The sequence below is a fragment of the Paraburkholderia ferrariae NBRC 106233 genome, assembly GCF_000685035.1.
Classification (GTDB): Bacteria; Pseudomonadota; Gammaproteobacteria; order Burkholderiales; family Burkholderiaceae; genus Paraburkholderia; species Paraburkholderia ferrariae.
The window spans coordinates 279,556-294,830 of record NZ_BAYB01000013.1 but is presented as its reverse complement, the minus strand read 5'-3'; the positions used below and the strand labels follow the sequence as shown (position 1 = coordinate 294,830).

At 61.7% G+C, this 15,275-nt stretch carries 9 protein-coding genes and 5 pseudogenes; 11 read left to right on the top strand and 3 right to left on the bottom strand.

All coding sequences use genetic code 11. The annotated features are described in order from the left end of the window. Positions 1-12: 12 nt before the first annotated feature. The 8 genes and pseudogenes from BFE01S_RS16615 to BFE01S_RS43130 form a co-directional block, all read left to right on the top strand. Positions 13-1,548 (top strand): methyl-accepting chemotaxis protein, encoded by a 1,536-nt coding sequence (locus BFE01S_RS16615; RefSeq protein ID WP_245621116.1) that lies wholly within the window; start codon positions 13-15, stop codon positions 1,546-1,548. A 255-nt stretch (positions 1,549-1,803) separates the two neighbouring features. Continuing rightward, a pseudogene (locus tag BFE01S_RS45335) lies at positions 1,804-2,097 on the top strand (transposase); the annotation flags it as partial. 547 nt (positions 2,098-2,644) lie between these two features. After that, positions 2,645-2,902, top strand: a complete 258-nt coding sequence (locus BFE01S_RS45865; protein ID WP_245621115.1) for an RNA-dependent RNA polymerase family protein — start codon at positions 2,645-2,647, stop codon at positions 2,900-2,902. A gap of 67 nt (positions 2,903-2,969) precedes the next feature. After that, positions 2,970-3,479 (top strand): reverse transcriptase domain-containing protein, encoded by a 510-nt coding sequence (locus tag BFE01S_RS45860; protein WP_245621114.1) that lies wholly within the window; start codon positions 2,970-2,972, stop codon positions 3,477-3,479. 116 nt (positions 3,480-3,595) lie between these two features. Continuing rightward, positions 3,596-3,910, top strand: coding sequence for a group II intron maturase-specific domain-containing protein (locus BFE01S_RS45855; protein WP_245621122.1), 315 nt, complete (start codon positions 3,596-3,598; stop codon positions 3,908-3,910). Between the two features lie 64 nt (positions 3,911-3,974). Beyond that, positions 3,975-4,853: pseudogene (locus BFE01S_RS38950) on the top strand (IS3 family transposase); the annotation flags it as partial. A gap of 30 nt (positions 4,854-4,883) precedes the next feature. Beyond that, a pseudogene (locus BFE01S_RS43135) lies at positions 4,884-5,280 on the top strand (IS66 family transposase); the annotation flags it as partial. Positions 5,281-5,327: 47 nt separating this feature from the next. After that, a pseudogene (locus BFE01S_RS43130) lies at positions 5,328-5,429 on the top strand (formaldehyde-activating enzyme); the annotation flags it as partial. A gap of 39 nt (positions 5,430-5,468) precedes the next feature. Here BFE01S_RS43130 and BFE01S_RS16590 read toward each other — a convergent pair. Both BFE01S_RS16590 and BFE01S_RS16585 read right to left on the bottom strand, forming a co-directional pair. After that, positions 5,469-7,697 (bottom strand): hypothetical protein, encoded by a 2,229-nt coding sequence (locus BFE01S_RS16590; RefSeq protein ID WP_042337768.1) that lies wholly within the window; start codon positions 7,695-7,697, stop codon positions 5,469-5,471. A 36-nt stretch (positions 7,698-7,733) separates the two neighbouring features. Beyond that, positions 7,734-9,965 carry a phosphocholine-specific phospholipase C gene (locus BFE01S_RS16585; RefSeq protein ID WP_028226482.1) on the bottom strand — a complete coding sequence of 744 codons (2,232 nt, stop codon included), beginning with the start codon at positions 9,963-9,965 and terminating at the stop codon, positions 7,734-7,736. Between BFE01S_RS16585 and BFE01S_RS16580 the strand changes: the two genes are divergently transcribed. Continuing rightward, positions 9,955-10,377 (top strand): hypothetical protein, encoded by a 423-nt coding sequence (locus BFE01S_RS16580; protein WP_156967041.1) that lies wholly within the window; start codon positions 9,955-9,957, stop codon positions 10,375-10,377. The two genes, BFE01S_RS16585 and BFE01S_RS16580, sit on opposite strands and share 11 nt — an antisense overlap. Here BFE01S_RS16580 and BFE01S_RS16575 read toward each other — a convergent pair. Then, complete coding sequence (locus BFE01S_RS16575) at positions 10,335-12,572, bottom strand: alkaline phosphatase family protein (protein ID WP_028226480.1); 2,238 nt, start codon at positions 12,570-12,572, stop codon at positions 10,335-10,337. The two genes, BFE01S_RS16580 and BFE01S_RS16575, sit on opposite strands and share 43 nt — an antisense overlap. 379 nt (positions 12,573-12,951) lie before the next feature. Here BFE01S_RS16575 and BFE01S_RS16570 point away from each other — a divergent pair, with 379 nt between their 5' ends. Together BFE01S_RS16570 and BFE01S_RS38945 are read left to right on the top strand one after the other, a co-directional pair. Then, positions 12,952-13,833 (top strand): LysR substrate-binding domain-containing protein, encoded by an 882-nt coding sequence (locus tag BFE01S_RS16570; protein WP_042337767.1) that lies wholly within the window; start codon positions 12,952-12,954, stop codon positions 13,831-13,833. Between the two features lie 353 nt (positions 13,834-14,186). Next, a pseudogene (locus BFE01S_RS38945) lies at positions 14,187-15,163 on the top strand (IS701 family transposase). Positions 15,164-15,275: the final 112 nt, after the last annotated feature.

The following is a 15,275-nucleotide window of genomic DNA, read 5'->3' as shown; positions in this document are numbered from 1 at the left end:
GGGAGCTGGATTTTGAAAGGCATCACTATCAAGGCGCGACTGATCGCTGTTATGACTGCATTGAGTGTATTGCTGCTAGCCGGGGGGCTGATAGGGCTCTGGAGCATAAGTAGAGTCAACGATTCCCTGCGTGAAGTTTACGAAGCGAGGCTGGGTTCCATTCAACGTATTGATTTAATGACCAAAGCGCTGAATCGTCTGAGATTCACTATTTCCTCCTCGGCACTGGAGATTAATCAAGAGTATATCGACGCGAAGCTTCAGAAATTCAAAAGCGATATGAAGATCGGGGATCAAGCGTGGGCGGAATACACGAAGAACCTGACTCCAGAAGAAAAAGTGGAAACCGATGCTTTCGTGCCGGTATTCCAAAAATTCGTTGCCGGAGTGGTACAGCCGGCTATGTCGGCTATGGCAGCCCATGACATATCGACTATTGGCGATATCTCACGAGGGCAGCTAGAAATCCTTTATAAGCCGGTGCAAGACGAACTGGACCGGATGGTGAATCTGGAGGGCGAACTGGCGAGACGCGAATACGAGCGCTCGCAGAAAAACTACCAAATCGTGCGAGTACTGTGTATTGTCGGCGTGCTTACTGGTGGACTGATTGCATTCGGATTTTCCGTCTGGTTGATCCGTGCAATTTCCACTCCGCTCAATACGGCGGTGCAGGTTGCTCAGAATGTGAAGAACGGGAATCTGACCCAACGAATCGACACGCGTTCTACGGATGAGACGGGACGCGTTCTGGAGGCTCTGGCCGACATGAGTCAGAGTCTGGGTCGCATCGTGAGCAATGTGCGAAATTCTTCGGAGTCGATAAACAGCGCATCGGCTCAAATTGCGCACGGTAATCAGGAGTTGAGTTCCCGCACGGAGTCGCAGGCGGCATCGCTGGAAGAAACGGCTGCATCAGTTGAACAACTGAGTTCCACAGTGCGTCTTAATGCCGAAAACGCGATCCAGGCGGATGCGCTGGCGCGGAACGCTTCCGAAGTGGCGGCCCGCGGCGGCCAGGCTGTGACCCGTGTTGTCGAGACCATGCAGGACATCAATCGCAGCGCTAATTCGATTTCAGACATCATCGGCACGATTGAAGGTATCGCTTTCCAGACCAATATCCTGGCACTGAACGCAGCGGTCGAGGCTGCGCGAGCTGGCGAAGAAGGGCGTGGATTTGCGGTGGTGGCAGGTGAGGTTCGTTCGCTGGCTCAACGTTCGGCCGGTGCTGCAAAGGAGATCAAAGACCTGATCGACGATTCGGTTGCCAAAGTCGGTGCGGGTACTCGTCTGGTTGATGAAGCAGGGACAACCATGAAGGAGGTGGTGAAAAGCATCACCCGAGTAGCGGACATCATGGGGGAAATCAGTTCTGCGAGTCAGGAGCAGGCTCAGGGCATCGAGCAAATCAGTCAGGCCGTGACCCAGATGGATCAGCAGGTGCAGAGCAACGCAGCAATGGTTGAACAGGCATCGGCTGCGGCGCAACAACTGCGAGACGAATCGGCTCGGCTCTCGCAGACAGTCGCCATTTTCAATGTTTGAGAACCAATATGAGTTTGCTTTTCAATGAAGTGCGGATCAGGGCTTTGTCAAATTTCCGTATTCAGACGAACTTCAGGATGGCAATCGCTCAGAAACCAGTCGAAGGCTTATTTGCGTGAATTCAGTGACGCTTTGCCAACGGCAAAGCGTTCGCCGAGTTGTTTGTGCACTGATTCGACACAACCGCAGGTTGACCATGCCTCGATTTCGCGTACAGCAGGAAATTTGTTAGTTTCCTGCTGTACGGAGGATTGCATGTCAGAGAAGTCAGTGCCGAAACGGCGATATACGGGCGAATTCAAGGTTGAGGCCATCAGGCCCGCTGAAACAGTCGGCCAACATGAAGCAGCGCGCAGGCTCGGGGTGCCAGTGGCGACGTTAGGGAACTGGAGCCGGCGTAGTCGTGGTTCCGAAGACGGTGTCGAGACGAGTGGTCGTGATGTGACCGCTGCACGTGTGACGCGCCCGATCAGCGAACTGGAGGCAGAGAACAGCCGGCTGCGCAAGGAACTCGCCAGTGCGAAACTGGATATCGAGATACTTCGAAAAGCGACGACGTACTGTGTGTCACGAACGCGGGCGTGAGCCTGCGATGCTGTACCAAAGATGGGAGACGGCCTCCCGAAGTCGGCCTGCAGGGGCAGGCTTCAAACCGCCCGGTGCTGCTGCGTTCCAAAAGGCGTGGTGGTGAGCGACCGTGGAAACGTCGTCCGAAAAGGACGGCAAGTGTGGGTTGAGTAGATGAGCGAAAGCGAACCGTCCGATGACGCATCGTTAGTGCTACAAGGAACTGTTAAAAGCGCGGCCGAGTACGCTCTGCGCGAACAGTCGGGGCGAAACCTGCTTACGGACCCGATGGCAGTCGGTGTAAAGGCGGCATGAACTCGACACAGGCTTTGGTACGGAACGTGAGAACCTTGTCCCGGATGCGAAGGGAAATGACAAATGGCTGACACCATGAGGAAGAATACCGATGCCGGGATGAGGGGCGGAGTCGCCCGTAGTAGTGCTGAAGCCTTTGTAATGAAGGTGGAGCGAAGGGGCGGAGTTATCCGGCTGACGAAGGTCGCCAACCTGCATAGCGGGGATGAGTGACATGACATCAGCAAAGTCATATTGCGTTGCGAAGCGTATGGTGTGGGAAGCGTATCAGCTGGTGAGGGCTAACCGTGGTGCTGCGGGCGTGGATGATGAAACCATCGCCATGTTCGAGCAGAACCTGTTGGGGAATCTGTACAAGCTGTGGAACCGGATGTCGTCGGGGTCGTACTTCCCGCCGCCGGTCAGGCAAGTGGAGATACCCAAGGCCAAGGGTGGTACCAGAAAGTTGAGCGTGCCCACCGTATCTGACTGAATCGCTCAGACTGTTGCCAAGCTCATGATCGAACCGATTCTCGATCCGATATTCCATGAGGATTCCTATGGGTATCGCCCCCGGAAAATCGACGAAACTGGCAATGTCGGTGACGCGCAAGCGTTGCTGGAAGAACGACTGGGTTGTTGAGTTTGACATCAAGGCGGCATTCGACCAGATCGACCATGCGTTGTTGATGAAGGCGGTGCGAAACCACATCAAGGAAGACTGGCTCCTGCTGTACATTGAGCGGTGGCTGACTGCGCCGTTCGAAACCGCGTGCGGAGATAGTTTGCCCCGCACGCGAGGTACACCCGAGGGCGGTGTGGTCAGTCCGATCTTGATGAACCTGTTCATGCACTACGCGTTCGACAGCTGGATGGATCGGATCTGGTCAAAGTGCCCCTTTGCGCGCTACGCCGACGATGCGGTGGTTCACTGCCGTACTCAGGCGCAAGCGGAAGAAGTGATGCGCTCCATTGCATCACGACTGGAGGCGTGTGGCCTGACGATGCATCCGGAGAAGTCGAAGATTGTGTACTGCAGGGATAGCAACCAGACCCCAGCACTTATCTGAACGTGCAGTTTACGTTCCTGGGGTTTACGTTTCGGCCACGGGAAGCGCTTAATACTCAACATAACCGGCGATTCACCAGCTTTCTGCCGGCGGTGAGTAACGAGGCGTTTAAACGGATGAGGAAGGAGGTGCGGGAATGGCGGCTGCATCGGCGCACATCAGCCACGCTGGCAGACCTCGCGAAGCAATGCAACCTGATAATACGAGGGTGGTGGAACTACTACGGCGCATTCTATCAACGGGCAATACGCAGTTTGTTTCGGTACATCGATAGCAAGCTGTTGCAATGGGCCCGGCGCAAGTACAAGACGCTAGCGCGGCACGAGCTGCGCAGCGTACAGTGGCTACGCAAGATGCAAGAAGTCGAGCCAAGGTTGTTCACTCACTGGCGTTTAATCGGGGGTAATGGCTGGATAACGGGAGCCGTATGAGGTGGGAGCCTCACGTACGGTTCTGGGAGAGGCTCGGGGCGCAACTCCCCGGGTCTACTCACCTCGCGAAGGGGTCGCGGTGAGGTACGCCTGGATCGACGGTTACCGCGACCAGTACAGCATCACCCGGCTATGCCAGATTCTGGGCGTCTCACGCAGCGGATATTGCCAGTGGCGCGTTCGTCCGCCCAGCGCAAGGACGCAAGCGAACGCGGCCCTGGATGCGGAGGTAGCCGCCATCCATCGCGCGCATCGTGGCGCCTACGGCCATCCGCGTATCGTGCGGCAATTGCGAGCCCAAGGTCGACCGGCGAGCGAAGAGCGCGTGCGGCGTAGCTTGCAGCGCCAAGGCTTGCGCCCGGTCTACAGGCGTGCCTGGCGGATCACGACCGACTCTACGCACAGCCTTCCCGTAGCGCCGAACCTGCTCGATCGTCGTTTCGATTGCTGGCAGCCTGATCGCGCGTGGGTCAGCGACATCACGTTTGTCAGGACCGGCGAAGGCTGGCTGTATCTCGCGGCGATTCTCGATCTGGGGAGTCGACGCATAGTGGGGTAGTTGATGTCCGAACGCATCGACGCCGAGCTGGTTTGCCAGGCACTGCGCAGCGCGTGCTGGCAACGCAAACCGGCACCGGGACTGCTATTACACTCCGACAGAGGAGCGCAATATGCAAGCTGGGCGTACCGGAAGCTGGCCGCCGGATTCAAGGCAACGATCTCCATGAGCCGTCGTGCCAATGCGTGGGACAACGCCCCTATGGAAAGCTTCTTCAAGACCCTGAAAGTCGAGAGAATCTATCAGGTTCACTACGAAACGCGAGCACAGGCTCGTCTGGATATCGTCGACTGGATCGAGGGCTATTACAATCGAGAGCGCCTGCACACCTCAATAGGGTTTCTTACTCCCGTCGACTTCGAGGCCGCGTTGATCGCTGCATGATCTGCTGTACGCGGAAACGAGGCAGGGTCACTGAAACGCTGGTTCGAGGCAACGCTCACCACGCTCTCGGCAAAATCCGACACGACCAAAGCGGTCCAGTACGCGCTCAATCGCTGGGCGGCGCTTGAGCGCTACCGCAACGACGGCCGCGCGGAGATCGACAACCTCATCGCCGAGCGCGCGTTACGCGGAGTGGCCATTGGAAGGCGGAATACCTGTCGCAGGCTCCGACAGCGGAGGCGAGCGGGCGGCCGCAATGTACTCGTTCATTGGAACCGCGCGCCTGAACGGTCTGGACCCCGAAGCGTATCTTGCCTACGTCATTGAGCGCATTGCCGATCACCCGATCACCCGTATCGACGAGTTTCTGCCGTGGAACGTCGCGCCGCATCTGGCCGCCGCCGCGAAAGCCACGCCCATCCGCTAGTCGTTCTCACTGCGTTCATCAACTACCTGGTCTACGGCCTCGTTCGGACGCGTACGGCCATTCAGCGTGCGATGAACAACGAGCCGACCGTCGGTGCGCTCATCGCGAACCGGCATACTATCAAGCACGACATGGACGATTGGAGTTGACGCATCCGTGCGGACCCGTCAACTCATTAGTACACGAAATCAATTACCGGACAAGGTCGAAAGCGGCAACTTCGACTGGTAGATCGAGGCGACCTCGGCGGTGGTCAGCGGGCGCTTCCAGATCGCTATGTCGCTGAAGGCCTGTTTGGTAAAGAGGTTGGTGGTGGGGACGTTCTTGTTCTTGATGTATTGCGTCGTCCCGTCGGTGCCAACGCCCCAACCCCCACGACCCAGGCTCGCGGTGGACGTGCCACCGTTGCCGGTCCAGCCGAGCGTGGTGCCCGTATAGAGCTTGCTCCAGTCGAGCAGATTGCTGCTGTTCACGACCGTGCCGGAGCGCAGGCCCAGCACCGGGTCCCAGACGTACCAGGTGAACTTGTTGTTGGGCGCGTCGACCGCCATTGCGATGTAGGCCCACTGCCCGACGGTGACCGGCGTGTACGGGCTGCTCGGGCCGTCGATTCGGTAGCTGCTCTTTCCGCTGGCCACCGATCCCGGCACCAGCGGGTCCGCGTTCGACCCGAGGTTGAACGCGATGCCGCAGGTAGTCGTGCCCGAGAACAAGCCGATGGCGAGGCCGTAGTCACCGCCGGAGACGTAGTTCTTGTTCGAGAACACCGCTGCGTCATTGGACGCAAGACACGTCGGCATGTCGACCTTGAACCAGAAGCCGATGGTGAACGCGGGCGTCTGCTGGTTGGTGGGGTCGAGCGTGTTGCCCTGGGTGTCCGTGCCGAAATTGAGCCTGTAGCCTTCGAACAGATTGGCGTCGCGCTGGCTCGAATTTACGTCGAGGCCATAGCTGCCCGTACCGAAAGGCCCCGGCGTCAGGACCGTGCCGGCCGCTGCGGGCAGGTCGCTTGCCGACGGCCCCAGAATGCTGTGGTTTTCCATGTCGGTTGCCGGCAGCGCAGAGCCGAACGGGTAGTAAGCCAGCAGATCGCCCGTGCTGGTCAGCGTCGGCGCCAGCGGCGCGAACGACACCAGCGACGTCAGGTTGGAGCGCAACCCGTCGCCCGTGCCGGCCTGCACCGCGTAGTTGATCTGCGCCTGCACGAGGCCGCCCGACGCATCTTTCGAGGTCAGATACTGAACCAGACTGTTGTCGGTGTAGCTGGTGCTTCCATCGGCCAGCGTGGCGAGCACCTGACCGTCACGCAGGATGGTCACGGGTTCGCCCGAGGCCGGCGGCGCCCAGTTCAGCGAGACGGCCGTGCGCGTCTGCGTCAGCGCGAGTTGCGACACCGCCTGATCGCCGGTCAGTTCGGCGCCGTCCATCGCATAATTGGCTGCGTTGGGCAGCAGGTTTAGATAAGCCAGCACCGTCGGCGTGATGTCAGCGAGGCTCGGGTACGCATGGAGTGCGGCCAGATCCGCCGGCTGGGCCGCACCGACGCCCGCAGTGTTGTTCAGCGGCTGGTTGATCGCGATGAAGGTGGTCGACTCCGGCAGCAGGGGCAGCCCGTCGGCACTGCCGAAGTTGCTCAGGCCGTACGCCGAGGTCACGATCACTTGCCAGGAATCGCCGGGGTTCTTCGCGGTTTCGGCCAGCAGCGTGCCCACCGCGCCGTCGAGCAGTTTGACGGCGTTGACGTACGCGGCCGAAGAGGTGCCCCCGTTCTCGAGCGCGACGTTGTCGGCACCAGTGTACTGCGCGACCACGGTGGTGTAGTGGTTGTCGATCAGCGAACTGGCCTGCTGTGTCACGCAGTCGTCGGGGCTGGCGTCGGTCGAGCAGTCGTCCAGCGCGTCCAGCGAGCCGGAGGTACGCTGGCTCGCCATCAACTGGGAGATGACCGGGTTGGCGGTGGCCACGCCGTTCAGGCCGCTGCTGCCGGCCTTGACCATGTCGAACAGGCTGGCGTCGTGAATGGCAGCCTGGGTGTCGTCATCGGAGGTGACCTGGTGGCGGTTGACCCACGTGCCGGACAGGATGGTCGCCCAGCCCGGATCGGCCTGGTTGGCCTGCAGGGTGAGCGGGTCGTCGCTGCCGCCGCCGTAAGCCAGCGACACTTGCAGTTTGGCCAGGTTGGGCAGCGAACCGTTGGCCAGGCCCGCCTGGATGGTGCCGTAGATCACGCCGTCCAGACCGATGATCAGGGTGCGGTGCACGGTCGGCCCGGGGGCGGTCGTGCCGGCCGGCTGACTGGCGCCCGAGGGTGCCGACGCCCCCGCCGCGGTTGTGCCGTTGCTGCCACCGCAGGCGCTCAGGCCGGCACCCATGGCGAGAGCCAGGGCCGCGAAAAGGAGTGCTTGTTTGATGCGCATGGCTGTGTGTCGTCGCTAGTTATGTTTCGTTGTCGTTCACGCTGTCGCGACGCCCATGGCGGGGTCGCTGACGCCGTCCTTGCCAGTTTCCAGCCGGCCGGCGAAGCGCCGCGTGTAGCTGGTGTCGCCGTCGATGGTCAGCGTGAAGTCGTACCAGCTCTGCGAAGCGTCCAGGTTCCAGCTCGGCTCGACCTGATTGCCGGGGTCGACGGTGTAGGTCTGGCTGAAGGTGACGTAGGCGTTGGCGTTGATCGTGACCGTGGCCGACGTGCTGCCGGTGTTCATCACCGTGAGGGACACCGAGTTGCTGCCCTGGTTGTAGCAGACGCGCACGTCGACCACGTCGCCTGCCGCAGCCTTCGACACATCGCCCTCGAACAGGCGGTGAAAACCGTTGGGGCCGAGTACCCACAGGCTGTACAAGCCGGCGTTGGGCGCAGCGTTGCCGTTGGGGGTCCACGAGTCGGAAATCATCTTGCCCGCACCCACCGTGTAGCGGCGAGGGATCGCGGCCAGGTTGTGCTGGTCGTACACATGCAGCACCGCGCCCTGCGTGCCGGTGTTCATCAAGGTTAGATAGACGAGGCCGGTAACGGGATCGACGGTGGAACTGGCGTGCAGGTGGTACGGCAGCGCGCGCGACGGGCGCAGCACCAGCGGCTGCTGCGGCAACGGCACGCTGCCGGCCGGGTCGGCGGGGGGGACCGCGCCCGAATTGGCGTTCTGCGTGGTGTAGGTCGCATTGGCCTGGGTCAGGCTCGGCGCTTTGCCTGACAGATCGGCGGGCACCGTGCTGTTCGGGCTCGTGAAGTCGAAGCAGCCGGTCAGGTCGCCGAACACCGTGCGGCGCCACGGGCTGACGTTGTCCACTGGAATGCCGAAGCGCTGCCCCAGAAATTGCAGCATCGATGTGTGGTCGAAGGCCTGCGAATTGACCCAACCGCCTACGCTCCACGGCGAGATCACCATCATCGGCACGCGCACGCAGGGGCCGTAAGGCAGGCCGTCCTGCGCGGGGGCGCCCGCGTTGATCGGCGGCACCGGCTTGTTGTAATACTCGTTGCTCACGTCCACGGTGGACTTGCCGGCGTAGGTGCCGTCGCCGTTCGGTGACGGCGGGTTGGGCGGCGGCAGGTGGTCGAAGAAGCCGTCGTTCTCGTCGTAGGGGATGAAGAGCACCGTCTTGCTCCACACGTCCGGGTTTGCCGTCAGCGCGTTCAGGATGGTGTCGATCCAGTAGGCGCCCTCGTCGGGAATCGACGAGCCGGGGTGTTCGCTCTGCATGGCTGGCGCGACGAGCCAGGTGACCTGGGCCAGGTTGCCGGACAGCACGTCGTTGGCGAAGGTTTCCAGGTAGTCGCCCTGGCCGCCGGCGCCCGTGGACGGTAGCGTGTTGACCACGCCCTTGAGGAACGGCGACACGTTTTCCATGATCGCCGAGTTATCCGAGTAGCTCGAATTGACCGTGAGCCCTTGCGTGAGCAGGTTCTGCGCGGCCTGGCGATAGACGCGGAACGGAAACAGCTGGTTGTTGTTGCTGTTGTCGTTGGCGCGCTGGTAAAGCTTCCAGCTGATGCCGGCTTTTTGCAGCAACTCGGGAATGGTGGCCCACGTCATGCCGATGCTCGGGTCGCCCAGCGCACCGGACCCGTCGATGGTGTAGCCGATGCCGTCGTTGTTGATGAAGTTATACGAACTGACGTTGGCGCCGTTAGTGCCGCTCCACATGAACGTGCGGTTCGGAAAGGTGCCGCAGTGCTGCGAGGTGAAATACGCATCGCACAGCGTGAACGTGTTGGCCAGCGCCCAGTGATAGGGCAGGTCATCTTCGACCAGATACCCCACCGATGCGTCCAGGCTCTTCGCGAGCGGCCAGCCGGCCATGCGGCCGTGGTCCCAGCCGGCGTGCTGATCGCTCCACGAGTGCGCGCCGCCGATGATGGCGCCCTTGCTCTGCGGCAGGCTGGGGTTCAGGTAGTAAGGTTGAAGCTGCCGCCCGCCGGTGGCGTTTTGATACCAGATGCTTCCATTGACCGCCGGGATGGTGAAGCGGTCGCTATACCCGCGCACGCCGGGCAACATGCCGAAGTAATGGTCGAACGACCGGTTTTCCTGCATGAAGAGGATGACGTGTCCGACGTCCTGGATGGTGCCCGTGGCGTTGTTGGCCGGAATCGCCAGCGCGCGCTGGATCGAGGCCGGAATCGCGCCCAGCGTGGTCACGCCGACCGCGGCGCGCAGAAAATTGCGTCGAGAAATGGTGGTCATGGTTATTCGAGTGTTAATGACGATGAGGGATCAAGGCGCGCAGTCGAGCGCCGCCGAGGCCGAAGTCACGCTGGACAGCGAGCCGCCGCTCGGCGTGCACGCGCAGGCGCTGGCGTCGGCGCCCGAGGCCGCGGCTACCGCCGAGGCGGGCGTGGACGGCGGCGTGACGATCGGCGTCTGTTGCGGGGTCGACGCGGCCGCTGCTGCTGCTGCGGGCGAATCGCCGTTGCCGCCGCCGCAACCGGCCAGCAGCAGCGCGGCGCAGGCGATGCCGGCCGCCGGCCCGATTCCCCATCCCAGGCGCGAGCGCGCGCGGGTCAAAACGTCATTAAAAGATTGCGCGTTCATCGATATGTCCTTTTTTCTGGATCAATTGCCGACCAGCGACGAAAGCGGCAACTGTGACCCGTAGAGCGAGTTGATTTCGTTGGCGGTGAGCGCACGGTTCCAGATGGCCAGATCGGCGATAACCGTCTGGTAGTTGGCCGGTTTGGCGGCGTTGCCGTTGCCGTTTCTCGCATACTGGTATTGACGGGTGCCGTCGGTGCCCACGCCCCACGCCGTGTAGTCGGCCGTGGCGCTCTGCGCGAGGTTCAGTCCATTGGACGTACCGCTCGTGCCTTTCTGAGTAACGTTGGTGCCCGGGCCGGTATAGAGCAACGTTTGATCCACGGCGCTGGCACTGACCACGGTGTCGCGCGCGCCCAGCACCGGGTCCATCACGTACCAGGTGTACGACTTGGCCGGGCCGTTGTAGACCATCGCCACATACACCCACTGCTGATTGGAGAAGGTCAGTTTGGGATCGCTGGTGCGGTTGGTGCCGTCGGCGACGTTGCCGTCCAGCATGCAGCCTACGCCGGTCGACGCGGAATACTCCGCGAGGGCAATGCCGGGGAACGCGCCCGAGTCGTAGTTTTTGTTCGCGAGCAACGGGTAATCGCCCGAGGTGACGCACGACGCCTGCGGATTCTTGAACCAGAAACCGATCGTGAACGAACTCGACGTGGCGGTGTTGTTCAGGCCGTTGGTCGGGTCCAGGTTCGCGGCGTTGAATTTCAGCTGATAGTCCTCCCAGGGCGTCGCCGAGTACTGGTCGTCGACCATCAACGCCTGGCTGCCGGTACCGAACGGACCTTGCACCACCGTGCCCGCCAGCGGATTCAGACTGCCGCTCGGCGGCCCCATCGTGCTGTTGCCGAAGTGATCGGACGGAGCCGGGAACGAAGCGCCGAGCGCCGACGTGGTCGTGAACGGGTAATACACATAAAGGCCATTGCTCAACGACGAAAGCAGCGGCGCGAACGTCACCTGCGGCGTCAGGCTGGACACCAGCGCCGTGCCCGTGCCGGTCTGCACCGCGTAGTTGAACTGGTGCGTTTGCGCGGCGCCCGACGGGTCGAGCGCGTTCATGGCCGCAACGAGATCGTCGGTATAGGTGGTGGTGCCCTGATCGAGGGTGGCGATCGCCACGCCGTCGCGCAGCACGGTAATCGCGCCTGTGGCCGGCGGCACCCAGCTCAAGACGGCCTGGGTGCCGGGGACGTTGGCGTTGGTCGAGTTCAGCGCGACGTTGAAGTCCTGTACGGTTTCATCGGCGATCAGCTGTCCGCCGTCCATCGCGTAGTCCTCCGTGCCGGGCAACAGGCCCAGATACGACAGCACGGTCGGCGTCACGTCGGCGATGCCCGGGTACGCGTAGATCTCCCCCAGCGTGGCCGGCACGGCCGCTCCGACACCCGCCGTTGCGTTCAGCGGTTGATTCACGCCGACGAAGGTCGCGGCTTCCGGCAGCTGCGTCAGGCCGTCCATGACGCCCGACGCGCTCAAGCCGTAAGCGGACGTCACCACGACCAGCCATTTGTCGTTGCTGTTGGCGGCAGCCTTTTGCAGTAGCGTGCCCACGTCCGAATCGAGCAGCTTGACCGCGCCCGCATACTGCGTCGAGCCCACGCCGTAGATTTGCGCCGCGTCGGTAGCGCCGTGGAATTGGGCCACCACCAGCGAGTAGTGGTTGTCGATGAGCGCGCCGGCCTGCTGGGTCACGCAATCGTCGGCGACGAGGTTGGACGAGCAGTCGGTCACTGCGTCAAGGGAGCCGGACGTCTTGTACGGCGCCAGCAGATCGACGAGCCCGGACGAGGCCACGGCTGCACCATTGAGGTTGCTGCTCTTCGCGGCCTTGGTCGCGTCGAACACCGTCCCGACGTTGATGGTCTGGCCGGTGCTGTCGCCGGTCACGCCGTGACGGTTGACCCACGTGCCGGTCAGCAGCGTGGCCCAGCCTGGCATGAGCGTATTGGCCTGCACTGTGGGCGAACCCGACACGCCGCCGCTGTAGGCCAGCGACACGTTGAGTTTGGCGAGGTTGGGCAACGCGCCACTCTTCACGCCGGCCTCGATGGCATCGTAGCTGACGCCGTCAAGGCTCACGAGCAGCACGCGCGTGGCGCCTGGGACGGATGCAGTCGGCGTGGATGCCGGGGTCGAGGTCGACGCGGGTGAGCCGTTGCTGCCGCTGCCGCTGTTGCTGCCGCCGCAGGCGCTCAGGCCGGCACCCATGGCCACGGCCACGGTCGCGAAAAGGACTGCTTGTTTGATGCCCATGGCTGTGTGTGTGTTCGCTAGTGATGTTTGTTAGTTGTGCACGCCGCCGGGGGCGATAGTTGAGTCGTCATCCCGGCTATCCGGGGCTTCCGGGTTCGGCGCGTTCGTCACAAGATCCCCTGGCTGTGACTGAAATGAAAAGTTAAGTTTCTTGTATGGCAACCGCATTATGGTTTGTCGGTGATTTTCGATGACTTCAACGATTTTTCGTTTGTCGGCATGAATGGCCGGGAGGAAGAAATCGTTGAGACCGCATCGGCATGCCGAGGGACGGTCGCCGTTTCAAGCTGGGCGGGGCGCTAAATATTTGCGACATCGACGGCGCGTACTATCTGGATTTTCGATAGCAACGAGCGGTTACCCAGCGGAATTCGTGCATATGTCAGTCACCCTCGCCCAACTCCGGGCATTCGTCTCTGTTGCCCAACACAACGGTTTCACTGCGGCGTCGCGGGCGCTCGGGGTCAGTCAGAGCACGATCTCGTCGCAGATTCAGCAACTTGAGCAGGAATACGGCGTCGAGTTGTTCCGCCGGCGCGGCAAGCGGGTCGATCTTTCGTCGATTGGGATGGAACTGTTGCCGCTTGCCAGGCAAATGGCCGCGCTCGAAAGCGATACGCACACCCTGCTGTGCGACAGCGGCGCGCTACGCCGCGGGGTGTTGAAAATCGGCGCGGTCGGGCAGTATCACATCACTGACATGATCGAGGCGTATTACGCTGTCCATCCCTTGATCCGCCTGAACGTGACGCTCGGCAATTCCGAAGTCGTATTGAACGATCTGGACGATTACACCTGCGATGTGGGCATTGTCGCCAGCAGGCATCCGGACGAACGCTATTACATGCAGTCGTACGCGAGCTATCCGGTGATCGTGTTCGTGAATGCGAGCCACCGGTTCGCGACGCGCTCTTCGGTCGCCCTGAGCGAACTGGCGGGCGAACGGCTGTTGATGCGCGAGCCGGGGTCGACGACGCGCCGTGCGCTCGAAGACGCACTACTCGAGCACAACGTGATCGTTCAGGTCGCGATGGAAATAGGGAGCCGCGAGGCGCTGCGCGAGGCCGTCGCGCGCGGACTCGGCGTCGGCACGGTTTCGCAATCGGAGTACGTGCCTGACCCTCGCCTGCGGCCGGTACGTATCGAGGGGAACGTGGTGTGGACGCACATCCAGGTGTGCTGCCTGCGCGAACGACGCGATAGCATGCTGATCGCGTCGTTTTTCGATGCGGTCGAGCGTTGCCGCGTTCGCTCGCAGTAGTGCGGGTGCGGGGCGCGTAGCGCTTTTCGCGTCAGCCGGCGCTTTCTGTCTGTCGGGAGTGCTGGCGGACGACCCGGCAGTTCGATGCGCTGCACCGTGCCGAGGAGCACCACATAGCACAGCGCGCCGACCACGGCGATGGCGCTGAGCAACGCGAGCGCCCACGCGAAGTTGCCGGTTTCCTTCATGATGAAGCCCACCGCGATGGGCGTGACGATGATGTACCACGCCGGCCGCTGGACAAGCGGTAGCTACTCCCACTGCAGTAGGTTCTAGTCTTACTATGTCACAAAATCATTTGCGGTGAAGCGATACCTGGTAGTATTGAATAATACAGAAGTCGGGCGATCGCGATGAGAGAAGATGTCGACGAATTTGACGCATATCTGAATCATCTGGGGCGGGCGTTAGGGCATGCCGATCGCCATGCCGGCCTCAAGGGCTACTGTTCGGGCCTGGTGTTACCACTGTCGCGCAAGAGCGTCGAGCCGATGGCCGCGCACATTGACCCCCTTTACGCGAGCGCGAAGCACCAGTCACTTCGCCACTTTGTAGCGAAGGCAGACTGGTCTGACCGTGCGGTCTTGCATCCGGTACGCGAATGGGTAATGCCCGCGTTAGGCATGCACGCTGCTGAAGAAGCCGGCTATTACTGGATTATTGACGACACCGGTTTTCCATAGAAGGGACGTCATTCGGTCGGGGCGGCGCATCAGTACTGCGGGCAGCTCGGAAAGCAGGACAACTGTCAGGTCGCCGTGAGCCTGTCGATCGCGACACAACGCGGCAGTTTGCCGATTGCCTGGCAACTGTATGTCCCCAAGGAATGGATTGACGACCGGGAACGAGCGCGTCGTGCGGGCATTCCCGACGATCTGGTTTTCGAGCCCAGGCCACAGATTGCGCTGGCCCAGCTTCGCGAGGCTATAGCATCCGGCGTTGCGCCGGGCATCCTGCTGGCCGATGCCGGGTACGGCGACGAAACCGCTTTTCGGGATGGCGTAACTGAACTGGGTTTGTTGTACGCGGTAGGGATCCGGCCGGGCACCTCTGTGTGGGCACCCGGTACGGTGCCACTTCCGCCCAAGCCCTGGAGCGGGCGCGGCAAGCCGCCAACGTTCGGGCTCGGTCATTATGAAGGAAGAGGTTGGCGTGGCTTTCACCACCACGCCACACTGAGTACCACTGCGTATGAATTTCTGATGGCTCAGCGGCTCAGGATGCAACCCGATGGACGCGATAAAAAAACTTCCTTGAACGCGCGCTGCCTGCCCTTCCCCCGGATTACATCCCCCGGGGCAGTCCAGCGCGCTCAACGCCACGTTCCTGATTCCATCACTACGTTGCGCATCCTGCTTGGACAAAGGCTCATGCAACGATGGCTCTCTTCCTGCACGGCCACAGAGCGCGCAACTAGTTATATGACACAGTCAGACTAGGGC